This is a genomic window from Aquitalea aquatica (genome assembly GCF_013911085.1).
Lineage (GTDB): Bacteria > Pseudomonadota > Gammaproteobacteria > Burkholderiales > Chromobacteriaceae > Aquitalea > Aquitalea aquatica.
Genome location: NZ_JACERN010000006.1, coordinates 22,501 through 42,418, shown reverse-complemented (window position 1 = coordinate 42,418; position 19,918 = coordinate 22,501). Strand labels below are relative to the sequence as shown.

The window sequence follows — 19,918 nt, the reverse complement described above, 5'->3', positions numbered from 1 at the left end:
CAAAATATTGTTGACAATTATCGACAGGATAAAACAATATCGTCAACTCCAATCGCCCATGCTTTGCACAACAACAACAGCCCGCCGATCAAAGACCGCGCAGGGCTGGCACATCGGAGACAAACAGATGGGAAAACTTTCCACACACGTGCTGGACACCATGCATGGCCACCCCGCGGCCGGGGTGCGCGGTGAGCTGTACCGGATACAAGGAGATGAGCGCACGCTGCTGCGCCAGTTCAACACCAACGAGGATGGACGCTGCAGCGAGCCGCTGCTATCCGGGGACACGATGCAAGCTGGGGTGTACGAGCTGGTATTTCATGCCGGCGACTACTTCGCAAGCCAGGGGGTACATTTGGCACGACCCTGTTTTGTCGATCAGGTCGTACTGCGTTTTGGCATTGCCAATCCGGCCGAAAACTACCATGTCCCGCTTGTCGTCACGCCTTGGACGTACTCGACCTACCGCGGTAGTTGACCTCTACTTTCGATCAGGAACTTCGCTCATGGAAAGCTACCTCCTCGAGTTTGGCAACCTACTGCTACGCTGGTTGCACGTGATCGCCGCCATTGCCTGGATTGGCGAGTCCATCTACTTCGTCATGCTGGACAACAGCCTCAGCCCCCCCAAAGGAGAACAAGATCCGCGTTACGATCTACTGGGTGAAATGTCGTCAGTGCACGGCGGAGGCTTTTACCATAACCAGAAATATCTGACCCGGCCGCCCTTCCCGCTCGACAACAAGCTGCACTGGTCATTCTGGAAGTCCTATACCACCTGGCTATCCGGATTTGCCTTGTTCTGCCTGCTCTATCTGAGTAACCCGGCAGTTTATCTGGCCAATCCAGCCAGTCCTTGGGCCTGGGCAGCGGTACTGACACCGACCGAGGTGAACATCGCAGCCATTGCCCTGCTCATCTTCGGCTGGCTGGTTTATGACGAACTATGCCGCCGCATCAGCCCGGAAATGCAGCGCGATGGCCTGCTGAGCGTGGCGGTTGCACTGATGATGGCTGGCGTGGCGTACTTCAGCGCCCATGTATTCCAGGGACGTGCTGCTTTTCTGCTGACTGGTGCGGTCATGGCCACCTGCATGTCGGCCAATGTGCTGTTCTGGATCATCCCCGGTCAGCGCCGCATGGTGGCTGCATTGCAAGCCGGGGAGGCACCCAACCCGCTGGACGGCAAGCGTGGCAAGCAAAGATCCGTGCATAACACCTACTTCACGCTGCCGGTGGTGTTCCTGATGATCAGCAACCACTATGCCTTTTCCTATAGCAATGACACTGCCTGGTTCATCATGGTGTTGTTCATCTTGGCGGGTGCCTTGATCAGGCAATATTTTGTCCTGCGTCATCGTGGTCAGAACGTACTGACCCTGCCAGCCGCCAGCGCCATCATGCTGCTAGTCATCGGGATGATCGCCGCACCGTCCAGCGCACCTAGCGCCCCAGCCAATCCCCGTCCGAACACAGCCAATACCAATGCGGCCATACCCGCCAGCACGACGGAAAGTGGCAAGGACAGTGGAATGCAAAGTGTTGCCAGTGTGCTGCAAGAACGCTGTATCGCCTGCCATGCCGCCAAACCAACCCAACCAGGTTTTGCCGCGCCACCTGCGGGGATCAGGCTGGATAATGAGCGGGATATCCGTTTGCATTACCTCAAGATCAAACAGGCCGTCGCCAGCAAATATATGCCGCTGGCCAATACAACCAAGATGAGCGATGAGGAGCGCCAACTGATTGCCCAATGGCAGCCATAAAGACCGCAGACTGCATGTAGAGCCGCTTGTCGTCGGTCTGATTGATTCAGCCACGGCAGGGCTCAGCTCAGCGGGTCTCGCCGGTTTGGACATGGCAATAACAAAGCTGGCCATCCATGCGGCAAACCAGCGCTCTGCCCACCAGCTGCAGCAGGGTTTCCAGCAAGGCATTGGATATGCACCATTGCTGCCGTGCCAAGAGAAAATAGACTTGCACCACAGGCAGTCGGTCCAATGACCCAAGTGAAGCACCCGGGCCTGATCTATTGCACACTTCATTAGGCCAGCAAGACAAAGGGGCGGATTTCTCCGCCCCTTTGTCACATCACCTTCATGATCACTTGCCTCCGCCCGCCTTACTGAGCCGGGATGGCAAAGTCCGACAATTGTTCTAGCGCCCTGACCATGGCACTGTGATCCCATGCAGCCCCACCCTGAGCTACACAGCTATTGAACAGTTGCTGTGCCAGTGCCGTTGCCGGCAATGCCAGTGCCATTTTCTGGGCGCTGGACAAAGCCAGATTCAAGTCCTTCTGATGCAGGGATATCCGGAAGCCTGGATCAAAAGCCCGCTTGACCATACGTTCGCCGTGCACTTCGAGAATCTTGGATGAGGCAAAACCACCCAACAGTGCCTGGCGTACCTTGGCCGGATCGGCACCGGCACGTGCCGCAAACAGCAGTGCTTCGCCCACGGCCTCTATGGTGAGTGCCACAATCATCTGGTTAGCTACCTTGGCAGTCTGGCCATCCCCATTCTCACCCACGCGGGTGATGTTTTTGCCCATCAACTGCAACACAGGCAGCAACTGTTCAAACACCGCCAGCGGTCCACCGACCATAATGGACAGGGTTCCCGCCTTGGCCCCTACCTCGCCACCGGATACCGGTGCATCCAGGTAATACCCACCTAGTTTTTCAATACGGCTGGCGTACTGTTTGGTCTCCAATGGCGAAATCGACGACATGTCCACAATAGTCTTGCCGCTCAGTTCGGCTTCTGCCACGCCGCCGGCTCCAAACAGCACCTCGCCGACATCCGGGGTGTCCGGCAACATCAAAATGATGACTTCCGCCTGCAAGGCCACCTGCCTGGCACTGTCACACACAGTCAGTGGCTGGGTCGCCAGCGAGGATGGCAGGCCGCTGCGCGAATGGACAAACAAGTCATGGCCTGCGTTGATGAGATGCCCGACCATGGGGGCACCCATGATGCCTAGTCCGATGAATCCTATCTTCATTGCCATCTCCTTCTGTCTGTTCAGGAAAGATACTGCTCGGCCCAGGCAAGACCAGCCTGGGTGCCATTGCGCGGTTTGTATTCGCAGCCAATCCAGCCCTGATAGCCGATTTCATCCAGCAAACCGAACAAATAGGGATAATTGATTTCACCGCTGCCTGGTTCGTGCCGACCTGGATTATCAGCCAGCTGGATGTGGGCGATATGCGCCAATTGCGATTGCAAGGTTTGCGCCAGCTCACCCTCCATACGCTGCATATGGTAGATGTCGTACTGGACAAACAGATTGTCGCTACCGATATCCCGTATCAGATCCAGTACCTGGCGAGTACGAGATAGCGCAAACCCTGGAATATCAAAGGTATTGATGGCCTCCACCAGCAATTTGATCCCCTCGGCCCGCAATGCATTGGCAGCAAACCGCAAATTGTGATGTAGGGTTTCCTCCACCATGTCGGCATCGGCCCGCGCCGGACGAATACCCGCCAGGACATTCAGTTGGCGACAACCCAACGCCTTGGCATAGGCGATAGCCTCGCCCACACCATCCTGAAACTCGCCGACACGGTCAGGCAGGCAGGCAATGCCGCGCTCTCCTGCCTCCCAATTCCCGGCAGGAAGGTTATGTAATACCTGCAATAATTGATGTTTATCCAGCAGCTCAGCCAGTTGCTGCTTGTCGTAGGGGTAGGGAAACAAATACTCCACGCCACGAAAACCAGCTTGGGCCGCCGTCTGAAAGCGCGACAAGAAATCGACCTCGCCAAACAACATGGTCAGATTGGCAGCAAATCTTGGCATAAGACTCTCCCGATAATGGTAAGGATCAGATCAGACCGGCAGGTCGATGATGTCTTCGAATTCGTTGATGGCATTGATTTCTGCCCCCATGGCGATATTGGTGACTCTTTCCAGAATCACCTCTACCACCACAGGCACCGCATGCAGCTCCATCAGTTGCTGTGCCTCGGCCAAGCCCGCTGCCAATTGCTCTGGATCGCGAACACGTACGGCCTTGCAGCCCAGCCCCTCGACCACACGAACGTGATCGACGCCATAACTGCCCAGTTCCGGGGCATTGATGTTTTCAAAACTCAGTTGTACGCAGTAGTCGATATCAAACTGGCGCTGTGCCTGACGAATCAAACCCAGGTAGCTGTTGTTCACCAACACATGGATATAGGGAACGCGGAACTGCGCGCCAACGGCCAGCTCTTCCAGCATGAACTGGAAGTCGTAATCGCCGGAAATGGCGACGACAGCGGTGGAGGGATCCGCCACCTTGGCGCCGATGGCAGCCGGGATAGTCCAGCCCAGTGGGCCAGCCTGGCCGCAATTAATCCAGTTGCGCGGATGATAGACATGCAGGAATTGCGCTGCCGCAATTTGCGATAGACCGATAGTGCTGACATAGCGGGTGTTCTTGCCAAAAAAGCGGTTCATTTCTTCATAAACCCGCATCGGCTTGATTGGCCTGTCCGAATGATTGCTACGTCGCAGCATGCTGTTCTTGCGCTGCTGACAGCCAGCCAGCCATTGAGGCCGGGTTGGCAAGCGCCCTTGCTCCTGCCATTCACGGGCGATTTCGATCAGCAGAGTCAGTGCGCTGGCGGCATCCGACACAATGCCGAAATCCGGCGCAAACACCCGGCCAATCTGGGTAGGCTCGATATCGATGTGCACGAACTTGCGCCCGGCGGTATAGACATCGATTGAACCGGTATGGCGATTGGCCCAACGGTTACCAATGCCAAAGACAAAATCCGCTGCCAACAGGGTGGCATTGCCATAGCGATGGGAGGTCTGCAAGCCTGCCATTCCCGCCATTAGCGGATGGTCGTCCGGAATACAGCCCCAGCCCATCAGAGTAGGAATCACCGGCACCTGCACGATTTCGGCAAAGGTAGTCAGCAGTGTCGAAGCATTGGCATTGATGACCCCACCGCCGGCCACGATCAGCGGACGCTCCGACTCAATCAACATGGCCAATGCCTTTTCCAACTGAGCGCGACTGGCGGCAGGCTTGAATACGCCTAGCGGTTGATAGGTTTCCGGGTCGAAATCGATCTCGGCCATCTGCACATCGAAAGGCAGGTCGAGCAGCACCGGGCCGGGTCGCCCGGAACGCATCAGGTGAAATGCCTGCTGCAAGGCTCCCGGCAGTTGGGCAGGCTCCATGACGGTGGTGGCCCATTTAGCTACCGGCCGCGCGATCTCCTTGATATCGACTGCCTGAAAATCTTCCTTATGCAAGCGGGAACGTGGAGCCTGGCCAGTGATACACAGGATGGGAATGGAGTCGGCTGCAGCAGAATACAGGCCAGTAATCATATCGGTTCCAGCGGGGCCGGACGTGCCGATGCAAACACCGATATTGCCGGCGCGGGCGCGGGTATAGCCCTCAGCCATGTGTGATGCCCCCTCCACATGGCGTGCCAACAGATGCCGAATGCCACCAATTTTTTTCATGGCTGCATACAGCGGGTTGATGGCAGCACCCGGCACGCCAAAGGCCGTGTCTACCCCTTCCTTGATCAAGATATGTACGGCTGCTTCGATTGCTCTCATTTTGGCCATGGATTGCTCCTGAATTAGGCAGGCCTCACCCCCTTGGTCATGGCCCGGCATGGCTTCAACTATCCCGCAGCACAGAAACATAGTCAACAAATAATGGAAACGATTTCCATTTTTTTGATTTTCTGTATTTTATCTATTAAAATCATTTTGTTGCAAAAATATAAGAAAAGAAAATTGATACCAAATTCGTAAAAAAACACCACGCAATCAGTAATAGCTACACCCAACTGTACCTAAGGCGTAAAATCGCAACGAACTTCTCCATCCGCCCACGCCACGAGGATATATGGCCAAAGCAGACAGCCCCCCGCGTACTCCCACTCGTAAACGAGCAGAAAACGGAAGCGCTAGCACAGGCCAGGTTCAATCACTGACCCGAGGCTTGGTATTGCTGGAGCGGATTGCCGAAGCGCCAGCTGGCATCATGTTGACCGACCTCTCCATGCAGGTAGGCCTGCCCAACTCCACCACGCATCGCCTGCTCAGCACCATGCAGCAAATGGGTTTTGTGCAGCAGACTGGTGATCTGGGACTATGGAGCATAGGCGTGCGCGCCTTTACCGTAGGCAGCGGCTTTCTTGGCAGCCGCGATTTATCGACACTCGCCATGCCGGTATTGCGCCGCACCATGGAGGCCGCAGGCGAAACCAGCAATCTGGTGGTATTCGATACCGATGCCTGGCAAAGCGTGGTGGTCGGACAAGTGCAATGCCGCGAGCTGATGCGCATGCTCGCCCCGATTGGCGGCCGGCTGCCCTTACATGCTTCTGCTGCTGGCAAGGCGTTTCTGGCCGCCCAGGATGCGGAACACTTGAACCGTATCCTGCAAAAAACCGGCTTACCGCATTACACCGAGCACACCATCACCACCCCCACCCAGCTGAAAGAGCAGCTACTACGGATTCAGCAACAAGGCTTTGCTTTTGATGATGGTGAACATGCGCTGGGTCTGCGCTGTGTAGCCAGCTGCATCTATGACGAAAGCGGTCAGGCATTCGCCGCCATCTCAGTGTCTGGCCCCAAATCGCGCATCCCGGATGAGCGCATCACTCATCTGGGCTCGTTGATCATGCAGGCCGCCAGTGAAATAACCCATCGCTATGGCGGCAAGCCCAGAAAGAGCAGCTAAATACAGCCAACTAAGCAATAAAAAAAGGCCCTGCCATAATGGCAGGGCCTTTTTCTGAGTTGGCAAAAACCGCTATTTGTCGCGCAGCCCAGCCGGCAAAGCAAACACTGTCGACTCTTCCACACCATCCAGTTCAGAAATCTCTTCGGCACCATACTGCCTGATCTGATCGATGACAGCCTGTACCAGCACTTCAGGCGCACTGGCTCCAGCAGTCACACCCACACGCTGCTTGCCGGTAAACCAGGCTTCCTGCAGCAGGCTGGCATTGTCGACCATATACGCATCAACTCCCTTCAGTGCCGCAACCTCACGCAGGCGATTGGAATTGGAGCTGTTGGGCGAGCCTACCACGATCACGATATCGCACTCATTGGCCAATACCTTGACCGCATCCTGACGATTCTGCGTGGCATAGCAGATATCATCCTTCTTCGGACTGGTGATGCCGGGGAATCGTGCCTTCAGCGCGGTAATGATATCGCGGGTCTCATCCACGGACAGCGTGGTCTGGCTGACATAGGACAATGCCTCGGGGTTTCGAACCTGCAAACGGGTAACATCGACAACGTTTTCCACCAGATACATGCCGCCATCTACCTGCCCCATGGTGCCCTCAACCTCTGGGTGGCCCGCATGGCCGATCATCACGATTTCCATTGCCGCCTGATGCATGCGTTTCACCTCGACATGCACCTTGGTCACCAGCGGACAGGTGGCATCGAATACTTGCAGCCCCAAGGCCTCGGCCTCGGCCCGCACTGACAGTGGTACACCATGGGCCGAATACACCAGGGTGCTGCCTGCCGGCACATCCTTCAGCTCTTCAATGAATACCGCGCCCTTGGCACGCAGGTTTTCCACCACGAAGCGGTTGTGCACCACCTCGTGACGCACATAAATGGGGGCACCAAACTTCTCGATGGCACGCTCAACGATGGCGATGGCCCGGTCTACCCCGGCACAAAAGCCACGGGGATTGGCCAGCATGATGGTCTTCGTCATCAGCAATCCTTACAGAAAGACCGCCGCCAGCGGCGACGGTGCAAAACAGGTATCAGGCAGATTTAGGCTGTTTCATGCTGTCCAGCACCATCAGCACGGCACCAACACAGATGAAAGAGTCAGCCAGATTGAAGGCCGGGTAGTACCAGCTGTGCTGGTAATGCACCAGGATGAAATCCACCACATGGCCATAGGCTAGGCGGTCGATCACATTGCCGATGGCACCACCGATGATGAAGCTGGCTGCGATATTCATCAGGCTGGTAAAACGCCCCTTGATGATGTTCCAGCCCAGATAACCGGACACGCTCAACGCCAGCAGGGTGAACAAATACTTCTGCCAGCCGCCGGCATCACGCAGAAAGCTGAAGGCGGCACCTGGGTTGTAGATCAGGGTAAAGCTGAAATAGCCGGGAATGACATCCCGCATTTCACCAAACTGATACTGGTTGTTGAAATAGATCTTGGACAACTGGTCCAGCACGATGACCAGCAGTGCCAGCCCCATCCACTTGGGCCAGCTTTTGGCGTGAGGCGCACTCATTACGGATTCCATTGCATTACATCCCTTGCCGCTAGGACGCTCCCGGGCAGTAACCCGGGAGCCGGCTCAGGCTAGGTCAGGCGTGAGCCCGACTTTCGCCCTTGCCATCGATATTGTCCACGCAGCGTCCACACACCGCGCCATGACCAGCGTGTGACCCGACATCGGCACGATAGTGCCAGCAACGCTCACATTTCTGATAGGTGGACGGTGTTACCGTGATGCGGGTTTCATCTGCTTCCTTGACTCGTGCAGCCGAGACAATCAGTACAAACTTCAGGTCATCGCCCAAGCTGGCCAGTTGCTGATACAGATCACCCGCAGCTTCGATATCAAGCTCAGCCTGCAGTGAGGAACCCAGTTGATCAGCACTGCGCAACTCTTCAATCTGCTTGTTGACCTGGGCGCGCAAGCTGCGGATGGCATCCCACTTCTGCTGCAAGGCTTGCTCACTGGCGCTGCTAAGGGCCGGGAACTCGTGCCAGGTATGGAAGAGCGTGGATTCTTCCTCGCTCTTGGTCAGTACTTCCCACGCTTCATCAGCGGTAAAGCACAGCACCGGTGCGATCAGCAGCAGCAGGCTGCGGCTGAGGTGGTACAAGGCGGTCTGGGCGCTACGACGGGCACGGCTGTCGGCCTGGGTGGTGTACAGACGATCCTTGATGATGTCGAGGTAGAAGGCGCCCAGATCTTCCGAGCAATAGTTAACCACTTCCTGCATCGCATGGTGAAAGGCATAACGGGTGTACAGCTCACCCGCTACCCGCTCCTGCACCTGGCGCGCCATCAGCAAGGCGTACTGATCCAGTTCCAGCATCTCGCCAAACGGCACGGCATTGTCCAGCGGATCGAAATCCGACAGGTTGGCCAGCAGGAAACGCAGGGTATTGCGCAGACGACGGTAGCTCTCGGTCACCCGCTTGAGAATTTCGTCGGAAATGGCCAGTTCGCCAGAGTAATCAGTCGATGCCACCCACAGGCGCAGGATGTCGGCGCCCAGGCTGTCATTCACCTTCTGCGGGGCCACCACATTGCCCTTGGACTTGGACATTTTCAGGCCCTTGCCATCCACTACAAAACCATGGGTCAGCAATTGCTTGTACGGTGCGCGGCCAATGGTGGCGCAGCCAGTGAGCAAGGAGGACTGGAACCAGCCACGATGCTGATCGCTGCCTTCCAGATACAGGTCGGCCGGCCAGGCCAGCTCGGCACGCTGCTTGAGCACGGCAAAGTGGGTGGAGCCGGAATCGAACCACACGTCCAGCGTGTCGGAAAGCTTGCGATACTGTTCGGCCTCGTCACCCAGCAGTTCACGTGCATCCAGGCTGAACCAGGCTTCGATACCCTGCTGTTCGATGCGCAGCGCCACTTCTTCCAGCAAAGCCAGCGAACGCGGATGCAGCTCACCGCTTTCCTTGTGCACGAAGAAGGTCATCGGCACGCCCCAGTTACGCTGGCGCGAGACACACCAGTCAGGACGATTGCCAATCATGGCTTCCAGACGGGCACGCCCCCAGGCCGGGAAGAATTCGGTGGCATCGACTGCGCTCTTGGCACGCTCACGCAGCGCCACGCCATCCTGGCCGGCCTTGTCCATGCCGATGAACCATTGGGCTGTCGCACGGAAAATGATCGGGGTCTTGTGACGCCAGCAGTGCGGGTAGCTGTGCAGCAGGCGCGCCTGATGAATCAGGGAGCCATGTTGCTCCAGCGTCTCGATGACCTTGGGGTTGGCTTCCCATACGGTCAGACCAGCAAACAGTTCGGTGGTGGATTTGTAGCGGCCATCGTCGGCGACCGGATTATCGATGGGCAGGCCATATTGCTGCCCCACCTGGAAGTCTTCCAGACCGTGCGCCGGCGCAGTGTGCACCAGACCAGTACCCGCGTCGGTGGTAACGTGGTCGCCGCAGATCAGCGGTACGCTGCGTGCATAGAACGGGTGTTGCAGCTGGATCATGTCCAGTTGCGCACCAGTGGTTTCACCTAGGACGACGGTTTCGGCAAAACCATAGCGCTGCAGGGCCGACTCGGCCAGCTCCTTCACCAGGATCAGCTTGCCCTTGGGGGTGTCGATCAACTGGTAAGTCAGCGTGGCGCTCACCGCCACCGCCTGGTTGGCCGGCAGGGTCCAGGGCGTGGTGGTCCAGATGACCGCACGGGCATCGCTCACCTGCTGTTCGGTCAAGCCAAACGCTGCTGCCAGCTTGTCGCTGTCCAGCACCTTGAAACCAACATCAATAGCCGGGGAGTTCTTGTCTTCGTATTCGACTTCGGCCTCGGCCAGTGCCGAGCCGCACTCGATACACCAGTGCACCGGCTTCTCACCCTTGAACAGATAGCCATTGCTGTAGATCGTGCCCAATGTGCGCACGATGTCGGCTTCGGTTTTGAAGTCCATGGTGAGATAGGGATTGTCCCAATCACCCAGCACGCCCAGACGGATGAAGTCCTTTTTCTGACGGGCAATCTGCTCCTTGGCATATTCTCGACACAGCTCGCGGAACTTGGCCGCCGGAATCGCTTTGCCGTGCAGCTTTTCCACCATCAGCTCGATGGGCAGGCCATGACAATCCCAGCCCGGCACGTAGGGGGCATCAAAGCCGGCCAGAGTCTTGGAGCGGACAATGATGTCCTTCAGCACCTTGTTGACGGCATGGCCGATATGGATATCGCCATTGGCATACGGCGGGCCATCATGCAGGATGAATTTGGGACGGCCAGCAGACAGCTTACGCACCTTGTCGTAGCGCTTCTGTTCCTGCCAGCGCTTGACCCAGGCAGGTTCGCGCTTGGCCAGATCCCCTCGCATGGCGAACGGGGTATCCAGCAGGTTGACGGTTTTACGGTAATCGATGCTCATGCCTGCTCTCGCTGCAAACTGGTCAAATAGGTATGGGCACTGGCAGCATCGCGTTCGATCTGTGCTACCAATGCCGGCAAATTATCATAGCGCTCTTCATCGCGCAGTTTCTTCAGGAAGCGTACCGTGACACGCTGGCCATACAGATCGCCAGAGAAATCAAACAGATGTGCTTCCAGTTTGTAGTCGCTGCTGGTGCTGACCGTTGGGTTCAGCCCCAGGCTGGCCACACCACCCTTGCGGCCAAAGGGGGTTTCTACTACTACCACAAACACGCCCTGCAAGGCCGGCTTCAAATGTGGCAGATGGACATTGATGGTGGGGAAACCGATGGTTCGCCCCAGTTTCTGCCCATGCATCACCTTGCCAGACAGCTGATAGCAGCGCCCCAGCAGGGCATTGGCCGCATCCAGGTCACCCAGCGCCAGCCGCTCTCTCACCAGCGTACTGGAGGCGCGCTCCCCCTGAACGAGTACCGACGGCATGGCCTCGGTAACAAAATCCGGACAGGCGGACAACAAATCGAAATTACCCTTGCGCGCAGCACCGAACTGGAAATCGTCACCGATCAGCAGATAGCGGGTTTTCAGATCGCGTACCAGCACATCATGGATAAATGCTTCTGCGCTCATTCCAGAAAAACGCTGGTTAAAACGAAAGACAAACACGTAATCCAGCAGGCCCAGTTCGCGCAGAAAGGCAAACTTGTCGCGCAAGGTGGACAGCCTGGCCGGTGGATTGCTACGGGTAAAAAACTCACGCGGGTGTGGTTCGAACGTCAGTAGCGCAGTGGGCAAGGAACGGGCCTTGGCCTCGTCCTTGAGTCGCTGCAGCATGTGCTGGTGGCCCAGATGCACACCATCGAAATTGCCGATGGTCAAGGCGCAGCCAGCGAGCCCAAAGCGCCGCGGGTCTCCTAGAAATACCTGCATGTGCGGCCTAGCATCCTGAAAACCTACGATTGTAGCCGTGGGTACCGCGCAGCGTCCAGCCAAGTGCAGAAGACGAGCAAAACAAAAAAGCCCCACAGATGTGGGGCTTTTCAGGTCTACCGTAGCAGATTACTGCTGGGTGGTAACCTTAACGGCGTCGATCACTACGTCAACACGACGATCCGGCTCGATGCAGGCCTTGATTTCAGCATTTTGCTTCTTGTTCTTGGCATACTTCGGGAACTTGGACTTGCACTCGTCGGTCATCTTGGCATCAGCTTTGCCCTTGCCAACTGCAGCAACCTTCTCAGCCGGTACACCGGCGTTTACGAAGTATTCCTTAACAGCATCAGCACGCTTCTGGGACAGAGCGTTGTTGTACTTGTCGGTACCCATGAAGTCGGTATAACCGTCAATTTCAACACCGTTCAGAACACCTTGACCAGCGTGAGCCTTCAGCTTGGCAACCAGCGGATCCAGTTCGTTCTTGGCATCAGCACGCAGGGTAGCCTTGTCGAAGTTGAACAGAACCTTGGCGGACAGGGTTACGTGTTCCTTCACGGAAACCGGAGCAGCCTTCGGAGCTTGCGCTACCGGAGCAACCGGCTTAGCAGCTTCGCGATCGCCACACTCAACCAGACCATCCTTGGCCTTGTCGAAGTAGGTGGTGTGCCAGCATTCGCCGTAGTTGTTACGGGAAACGGCATCAGTGGTTTGATCTACGGTGTAGCCCGGCTTAGCTGCGAACGCGCTAGCAGAAACCAGCAGAGCAGCAACCAGGGCGCTCAGTTTCAGCTGTTTAGTCATATTATTCCCTCTTTTATCTATGAATCGGTATTGATGCGGTTGACGCAAACACCACGCGGACAATTCTACTGCAAACAACAGGGTAAGCGCCAAACTGTGTTTATGCAGTTAACGGGCACTATAGAAATGCGTCCACCCGGTGTCAACACAGCGCGACGGCCGCCACTGACAAAATGTTGCAAAAAAGCATCAAAATTCAGGCCAAACTCAGCACTTCTGTATCATTCACACGACACTATCACAGCGATGTTACACGGCGACGAAACAGGGGAACCGGTTCACGATGGGTAGACTGGTAGCGTTCCGTGAAGGTGTCATATCCGGACAGTGCCGTATCAATCGCTTTGCCATCCTTGATTTCAAAGGCATTGAAGCCAACCTGCCAGAGATAGTGCAGCAAATCCACCCACACGTCGCCCAGAGCTCTTAACTCACCGGCATAGCTGTATCGTTCGCGCAACAGTCGCCCCAGACTGTAACCGCGACCATCGGTAAACGCCGGAAAATCTACGGCTACCAGCGGCAATGCAGCCAGGTCGGCCGCCAGCAGCTGCGGGTCATCCGCAGGAGACAGCCAGACCGCAGTCTTGCCCGAACGAGCTTGCCAGACGGCCTTGTCAGCCAGCCATTGCGCCAGCGGAACAATCACGTCGACGTCGGCTGCTACCGCGGGATACTGCCCTTCGGCATCGGCACGCAGGATTTGCCAGCTATCCTGAACAATCTGTCCGTCTTTAATGATGCTTTGCATAAACGCGTTCCTTGAAGGGGTCGAGGCCAATGCGGCGTACGGTTTCGATAAAGCGCTCGCCGGTAGCGCGCTGCTCCAGATACACGGTCATGATTTTTTCGAAAGCCAAGGGCACATCGGCCTGGGCAAACGAAGGACCAATCACCTTGCCGATGGTGGTGTGGCTGCCCTGACTGCCACCGAGAGTGATCTGGTACCACTCCTCGCCATTTTTATCGACGCCCAGAATGCCGATATTGCCGATGTGATGATGACCACAAGCATTCATGCAACCGGAGAAATTGCAGTCGATATCACCCAGATCAAACAGGTAATCCAGGTCCTCGAAGCGCGTCTGGATGGCTTCCGCCACCGGAATCGAGCGCGCATTGGCCAGGCTGCAGAAGTCACCACCCGGGCAGCAGATGATGTCAGTGAGCAGGCCGATGTTCGGCGTGGCAAAACCCTGGCTCTTGGCCAGTTGCCAAACCTCATACAGGTCGCGCTCGCGCACATCCGGCAGAATCAGGTTTTGTTCATGGGCTACCCGCAGTTCGCCATAACCGAAACGGTCGGCCCAGTCGGCAGCTGCGTCCATTTGCTCGGCACTGATATCACCCGGCGGCACGCCGGTTTTCTTCAGCGACAGTACAACTGAGCGATAGCCGGCACGCTTGTGCAGACGGGTATTGCGCTCAACCCAGCGAGCAAAGGCCGGTTCTTCAGCCAGCTTGCTGCTGAATTCTGGCGGATTAGCGGACAGCTGTTCATAGTCTGGGTCGATGAAGAAGGCGGCATAGTGTGCGACATCGACATCACGCAGGGTGGACGGACCATTCTTCAGATGTAGCCATTCGTCTTCCACCTTGGCGGCAAAGGCCTCCACCGTCATGGCCTTGACCAGGATCTTGATGCGCGCCTTGTATTTGTTGTCGCGTCGGCCAAAGCGGTTGTACACCCGCAACACGGCATCCAGGTAGGTCAGCAAGTGGCGAGTAGGCAGGAAGGATTTGACCACTTCACCAACAATCGGCGTACGGCCCAGACCACCACCAACAATCACTTTGAAGCCCACTTCACCGGCCTCGTTGCGCACCACATGCAGGCCGATATCGTGCACCTGGGTGGCCGCGCGGTCTTCCACGCTGCCGGAAACGGCAATCTTGAACTTGCGTGGCAGGAAAGCGAACTCCGGATGCAGGGTGCTCCACTGGCGAATGATTTCGCAGTAGGCGCGTGGGTCCAGCAATTCGTCCTGTGCGACGCCGGCGAAGGCGTCGGTAGTGGTATTGCGCACACAGTTGCCAGAGGTCTGGATGGCATGCATTTCCACTTCGGCCAGTTCGGCCAGAATATCCGGTACCCGCGCCAGTTCCGGCCAGTTGAACTGGATATTCTGCCGCGTGGTCAGGTGGGCATAGCTTTTATCGTACTGGCGGGCGATGTGCGCCAGCTTGCGCAGTTGGCGGCTCGCCAGATGCCCATAGGGAATGGCCACGCGCAGCATGGGAGCGTGGCGCTGTACATAAAGGCCATTCATCAGCCGCAGCGGGCGGAATTCATCTTCGGACAGCTGACCCGCCAGAAAACGCTGAGTCTGATCACGAAACTGCTCGACACGCTCGCGCACAATGCGGTGGTCGACTTCATCATAACGGTACATGGTTGGATGTCCTTGGGTAAGGTTGGCCTATGTTGGCCGGCCAGCCTTATGCTGGGCGCTTGAGCGGGCTTGCCTTGATGTGCAGGCCGCACTCTTTGGATTCTGGATTTTCCCACCACCAGCGACCCGCACGCACGTCCTCACCCACCGTGATCGAGCGGGTACAGGGCGCACAGCCAATGGAGGGGTAACGCTGATCGTGCAGGGCGTTATAGGGCACATCGTTACTGCGGATGTATTCCCACACTTCGGCCTCGGTCCACTCGATCAGTGGATTGAATTTCATCAGCCCATTGTCGGCATCGAACTCTTGATTGCCCAAATCCTGACGTGTCGGCGACTGCTCGCGGCGCAGGCCAGTAATCCAGGCTGATTTCCCCGCCAGTGCGCGCTTCAGCGGCTCGATCTTGCGAATCTGGCAACAGGATTTGCGCAGTTCCACGCTGTGATAGAAGCCATTGATACCATGGGTATTGACGTAGGTTTCAGTGGCATCGGTCTGCGGGAAGTACACCTTGACCGGCAACGCCGGGTAGCGCTCGGCGACCTGCTGCATCAGGGTGTAGGTTTCCACTGGCAAGCGCCCGGTGTCCAGGCTGAACACCTGCAGCGGCAGGGCCAGGCGGGCGATCAGATCGGTCAGCACCATGTCTTCGGCACCATAGCTATTGGCCAGCACCGCATCCGGGTGCTTGGCGGCAATATCCGCCAGCAAGGCTTGGGTTGCAGCAAGTTTTACATCCAGGCTCATCGAGCGCTCCACATAGGTATAGTCTGGCTAGGGCACCATCCTACCCATGCCCCATATAAACCTAAAAGAATATTGTGTTAGTATTTAATGCCTACAGGTTTTATGGAATATGCCCGTCTTATGAAACTGCAACAGCTGCGCTATCTGGTCGAAGTGGCCAAACAGGGCCTGAATGTCTCCGAAGCAGCGGAAAAGCTGCACACTTCTCAGCCCGGCATTTCCAAACAGATTCGCCTGCTGGAAGACGAGTTGGGCATTCAGGTATTCATCCGCAACGGCAAGCGCGTGGTGTCGGTTTCCGAGCCGGGCAAGGAAGTACTGCGCATTTCCGAGCGAATTCTACGTGAAGCTCAGAACCTGAAACGGGTAGGTGACGAATTTTCGCGGGAATCGGAAGGTGCGCTGACCATTGCCACCACCCATACCCAGGCCCGCTACGCCTTGCCCCCCACGATTGCGGCCTTTGTGCAACGCTACCCCAAGGTCAGGCTCTCCATCAAACAGGGCAGTCCGACCCAGATCTGCGAAATGGTCGTGTCCGGCGAGGCCGATCTGGCGGTGGCGACCGAAGGCATTGCGCTCTACAAAGAGCTGGCGATGCTGCCCTGCTACGAATGGAACCGCTCGATTGTGGTGCCGCAGGATCACCCGCTATTGCAGCTGGAGCGCCCCATTACACTGGCCGATATCGCCAGTTATCCGATTGTCACTTACGACTTTGCCTTTGCTGGCCGCTCGAAAATCAACAAGGCATTTGCTGATCAGGGGCTAAGTCCGAATGTGGTGCTCACGGCTATTGATACCGATGTGATCAAGACCTATGTGTCGCTTGGCCTGGGTATCGGCATCATCGCAAGCATGGCGTTCGAGCCAAACCGTGATGCCGGTTTGCGCATCATCGATGCTGGTCATCTGTTCGAGCCGTCCACCACCAAGATCGGTATTCGCAAGGATGCCTATCTGCGTGGCTTTGCCTACACCTTTGTTGAACTGTTTGCTCCCCACCTGCACCGACGTGAAGTAGACGCAGCCTTGCTGGCCCACGACAGCGATCTGGACGACTGAAGCAATATGCCAGACAAACAAACGCCCCGGCATGCCGGGGCGTTTGTTCTGATGACAAGCCGCAATTACAGCGTCAGGCCACCGGTCACTTCGATCGCTGCGCCATTGATGTAGCTGGCTTCGTCCGATGCCAAGAAGGCATAGACATTAGCGATTTCGGACGGGTCAGCCATGCGCTTCATCGGCACCTTGTCTTCCATGGCCTGGATCACTTTTTCCGGCATGGATTTCAGGATCGGGGTAGCGACAAAGCCCGGGCATACGGCGTTGGCGCGAATGCCCTTTTTGCCCAATTCCTTGGCCCAGGTCTTGACAAAGCCGATCACACCGAACTTGGTGGCGGCGTAGTTGGTCTGGCCAAAGTTGCCATAAACGCCGACGACCGAGGATGCGTTCAGGATGACGCCACTACCCTGCTCCACCATGGTATCCACCACGGCACGAGCGCAGTTGTATACGCCCTTCAGGTTGATGTCGATCACCTTGTCGAACTGATCGTCGGTCATCTTGATCAGTTGGGCGTCCATCACGATACCCGCATTGTTCACCAGTACGTCGATGCGGCCAAAGCGTGCTTTCAGATCACCAACCATATCGGCGATCTGCGCCTTGTCCGTTACGTTTACCTGGTAGCCGACAGCCTCCCCGCCCAGAGCCTTCAGTTCTTCCACCACCGCATTGACAACGTCAAGGTTCAGGTCACAGACGGCAACGATAGCGCCTTCCTTGACGAACTTTTCCGCAGTAGCCTTGCCGATGCCGCTGGCACCGCCAGTGATGATGGAGACTTTCCCTTTCAATCGCATGGTTCTTCCTTCATTAACTTGAGGTTGCAGGCAACCCGATCACGGGTCGACTTCGGGCTCCACCATCGACCCATTCGAGATCAGGTTCCTGTTCTTGTCTTGTAATTATTATGTGGGCACTACGTAAAAACGGGAGCATCGTGCGCTGTCGTTATTGCAGCGCAACACAATGTCGCACTGCAATATAGCGCACCTGCTCCCGTCGGTAAAGCAATCGCTCTAGCCGGCCTGTTGCGATGACAAAGGCAAGGCCAGCAGCGTGTATTCCGGCTTACTCCAGGCCCTTGCTGGCCAGATAATCCTCGTAATTACCGGTGTAATAGTCATAACCACCCTTGCCATCCAGCTCCAGTACATGAGTTGCCAGCGAGCTGACGAACTGACGGTCGTGCGACACGAAAATCAGTGTTCCCTTGTACTTTTCCAGCGCCATGTTCAGCGCCTCAATGGACTCCATGTCCATGTGGTTGGTCGGTTCGTCCATGATCATCACATTCGGCTTTTGCAGTAGCAGCTTGCCATACAGCATGCGGCCCTTCTCGCCACCGGACAGTACGCGCACCGGCTTGGTCACCTCGTCGCCACCAAACAACAACCGGCCCAGCGTACCGCGGATAACCTGCTCGTCGTCGCCTTCCTGGCCCCACTCGCGCATCCATTCGGTCAGCGTCATGTCGCTGTCGAACTCGGCTTCGTGGTCCTGGGCGAAATAACCGATCTGCGCTTTTTCCGCCCACTTGATATTGCCGTAGTCGGCAGTCAGGCCTTCGGCCAGACGTGCTTCAAAGGCGCCAGCCAGCAACTTGACCAGCGAAGTCTTACCGGCGCCGTTCGGGCCGATCACCGCCAGGCGGGCGCCCGCTTCCAGGATGAAACTCATATCCTTGAACAGCACTTTGTTGTCGTAGGCCTTGTTCAGGCTTTCCACTTCAACCGCCTGACGATGCAGCTTGAAGCGATCGTCGGTTTCAAAGCGGATAAACGGGCTCTGACGGCTGGATGGCTTTACATCCACCATCTCGGACTTCAGCTTATCCACCTGCTTCAGGCGGGAAGTGGCCTGGCGTGCCTTGGACTTGTTGGCCGAGAAGCGTGCCACGAACTCCTGCAGCTCCTGGATACGTTCCTTGGCCTTGCTATTGGACGACAACTGACGTTCGCGTGCCTGGGTGGAGGCGATCATGTAATCGTCGTAGTTACCCGGATAGATACGAATGGTGTTGTAGTCCAGATCCGCCATGTGGGTACACACGGAGTTCAGGAAGTGACGGTCATGCGAAATGATGATCATGGTGGAATTGCGCTCGTTCAGCACATTTTCCAACCAGCGAATGGTATTGATGTCCAGGTTGTTGGTTGGTTCGTCCAGCAACAGGATATCCGGGTTGGAGAACAGCGCCTGCGCCAGCAAAACACGCAGCTTCCAGCCAGGAGCCACTTCGCTCATCGGGCCGAAATGTTGCTCGACCGGAATGCCCACACCCATCAACAGCTCACCCGCACGGGCCTCGGCAGTATAGCCATCGTACTCGGCGAACTTGGCTTCCAGTTCAGCCGCATGCATGTAGTCATCTTCGGTGGCTTCGAGATTGGCGTAAATGGCGTCGCGTTCGCTCATCGCCGACCACATTTCGGTGTGGCCCATCAGCACGACATCGATGACCCGCTGCTCTTCGTAGCCAAACTGATCCTGACGCAGTTTGCCCAGGCGCAGACCGTTTTCAATGGCCACTTCGCCACTGGTCTGCTCCAGGTCACCGCCCAGAATTTTCATAAATGTCGATTTGCCGGAACCGTTGGCACCAATCAGGCCATAACGGTTGCCTTCGCCAAACTTGACGGAAACCTTTTCAAACAAAGGCTTCACGCCAAACTGCATGGTAATGTTGCTAGTGGTAATCACGCTTGAGATCCTTCAGCCAGTCCAGCCGTAAGTATCGGAAAAACCGTGGATTCTATCACATCAGCCGGACAATCCGGCGCTCAGCACCAAATGCGATGACATGCTTTTGCCCCGTAGGGGAATTCCGCTACAAT

At 56.6% G+C, this 19,918-nt stretch carries 17 protein-coding genes; 4 read left to right on the top strand and 13 right to left on the bottom strand.

Annotated features, from left to right (window positions below):
• Window positions 1-127: 127 nt before the first annotated feature.
• Both uraH and H2Z84_RS01980 read left to right on the top strand, forming a co-directional pair.
• Entirely contained in the window at window positions 128-481 is a 354-nt protein-coding gene (gene uraH, locus H2Z84_RS01985) for a hydroxyisourate hydrolase (protein ID WP_181834487.1), read from the top strand.
• A gap of 28 nt (window positions 482-509) precedes the next feature.
• Window positions 510-1,769, top strand: a complete 1,260-nt coding sequence (locus H2Z84_RS01980; RefSeq protein ID WP_181834486.1) for a urate hydroxylase PuuD — start codon at window positions 510-512, stop codon at window positions 1,767-1,769.
• A gap of 356 nt (window positions 1,770-2,125) precedes the next feature.
• On the opposite strand, the gene H2Z84_RS01975 is transcribed toward H2Z84_RS01980, so the two are convergent.
• The 3 genes from H2Z84_RS01975 to gcl are packed head-to-tail and all read right to left on the bottom strand — an operon-like array spanning window position 2,126 to window position 5,586.
• Window positions 2,126-3,010 carry a 2-hydroxy-3-oxopropionate reductase gene (locus H2Z84_RS01975; protein WP_181834485.1) on the bottom strand — a complete coding sequence of 295 codons (885 nt, stop codon included), beginning with the start codon at window positions 3,008-3,010 and terminating at the stop codon, window positions 2,126-2,128.
• A gap of 20 nt (window positions 3,011-3,030) precedes the next feature.
• Entirely contained in the window at window positions 3,031-3,810 is a 780-nt protein-coding gene (hyi, locus tag H2Z84_RS01970) for a hydroxypyruvate isomerase (protein ID WP_181834484.1), read from the bottom strand.
• Window positions 3,811-3,840: 30 nt separating this feature from the next.
• Window positions 3,841-5,586 carry a glyoxylate carboligase gene (gene gcl, locus H2Z84_RS01965; RefSeq protein ID WP_181834483.1) on the bottom strand — a complete coding sequence of 582 codons (1,746 nt, stop codon included), beginning with the start codon at window positions 5,584-5,586 and terminating at the stop codon, window positions 3,841-3,843.
• A gap of 286 nt (window positions 5,587-5,872) precedes the next feature.
• On the opposite strand from gcl, the gene iclR reads away from it, so the two are divergent.
• A complete protein-coding gene (gene iclR, locus H2Z84_RS01960) occupies window positions 5,873-6,715 on the top strand; it encodes a glyoxylate bypass operon transcriptional repressor IclR (RefSeq protein ID WP_181834482.1) in 843 nt (280 codons plus the stop codon).
• A gap of 72 nt (window positions 6,716-6,787) precedes the next feature.
• Here iclR and ispH read toward each other — a convergent pair whose 3' ends face one another.
• The 8 genes from ispH to H2Z84_RS01920 form a co-directional block, all read right to left on the bottom strand.
• Entirely contained in the window at window positions 6,788-7,720 is a 933-nt protein-coding gene (gene ispH, locus H2Z84_RS01955) for a 4-hydroxy-3-methylbut-2-enyl diphosphate reductase (protein ID WP_181834481.1), read from the bottom strand.
• A gap of 52 nt (window positions 7,721-7,772) precedes the next feature.
• Window positions 7,773-8,264, bottom strand: coding sequence for a signal peptidase II (lspA, locus tag H2Z84_RS01950; protein ID WP_258869262.1), 492 nt, complete (start codon window positions 8,262-8,264; stop codon window positions 7,773-7,775).
• A gap of 76 nt (window positions 8,265-8,340) precedes the next feature.
• Window positions 8,341-11,127 (bottom strand): isoleucine--tRNA ligase, encoded by a 2,787-nt coding sequence (gene ileS, locus H2Z84_RS01945; protein WP_181834479.1) that lies wholly within the window; start codon window positions 11,125-11,127, stop codon window positions 8,341-8,343.
• Window positions 11,124-12,059, bottom strand: a complete 936-nt coding sequence (locus H2Z84_RS01940; protein ID WP_181834478.1) for a bifunctional riboflavin kinase/FAD synthetase — start codon at window positions 12,057-12,059, stop codon at window positions 11,124-11,126. Before H2Z84_RS01940 ends, ileS begins: the two co-directional genes overlap by 4 nt.
• A gap of 129 nt (window positions 12,060-12,188) precedes the next feature.
• A complete protein-coding gene (locus H2Z84_RS01935; protein ID WP_181834477.1) occupies window positions 12,189-12,866 on the bottom strand; it encodes an OmpA family protein in 678 nt (225 codons plus the stop codon).
• 238 nt (window positions 12,867-13,104) lie between these two features.
• Entirely contained in the window at window positions 13,105-13,617 is a 513-nt protein-coding gene (locus H2Z84_RS01930; RefSeq protein WP_181834476.1) for a DUF934 domain-containing protein, read from the bottom strand.
• Complete coding sequence (locus tag H2Z84_RS01925) at window positions 13,601-15,259, bottom strand: nitrite/sulfite reductase (RefSeq protein WP_181834475.1); 1,659 nt, start codon at window positions 15,257-15,259, stop codon at window positions 13,601-13,603. Before H2Z84_RS01925 ends, H2Z84_RS01930 begins: the two co-directional genes overlap by 17 nt.
• A gap of 46 nt (window positions 15,260-15,305) precedes the next feature.
• Entirely contained in the window at window positions 15,306-16,010 is a 705-nt protein-coding gene (locus H2Z84_RS01920) for a phosphoadenylyl-sulfate reductase (RefSeq protein ID WP_181834474.1), read from the bottom strand.
• 120 nt (window positions 16,011-16,130) lie between these two features.
• Between H2Z84_RS01920 and cysB the strand changes: the two genes are divergently transcribed.
• The gene (cysB, locus tag H2Z84_RS01915) at window positions 16,131-17,075 is read left to right on the top strand and encodes an HTH-type transcriptional regulator CysB (protein ID WP_124644728.1); all 945 of its coding nucleotides are present in this window, start codon (window positions 16,131-16,133) and stop codon (window positions 17,073-17,075) included.
• Window positions 17,076-17,140: 65 nt separating this feature from the next.
• Here cysB and fabG read toward each other — a convergent pair whose 3' ends face one another.
• Together fabG and H2Z84_RS01905 are read right to left on the bottom strand one after the other, a co-directional pair.
• Window positions 17,141-17,881 carry a 3-oxoacyl-ACP reductase FabG gene (gene fabG / locus H2Z84_RS01910; RefSeq protein ID WP_181834473.1) on the bottom strand — a complete coding sequence of 247 codons (741 nt, stop codon included), beginning with the start codon at window positions 17,879-17,881 and terminating at the stop codon, window positions 17,141-17,143.
• A 271-nt stretch (window positions 17,882-18,152) separates the two neighbouring features.
• Window positions 18,153-19,784 (bottom strand): ABC-F family ATPase, encoded by a 1,632-nt coding sequence (locus tag H2Z84_RS01905; protein WP_124644727.1) that lies wholly within the window; start codon window positions 19,782-19,784, stop codon window positions 18,153-18,155.
• Between the last annotated feature and the right edge of the window lie 134 nt (window positions 19,785-19,918).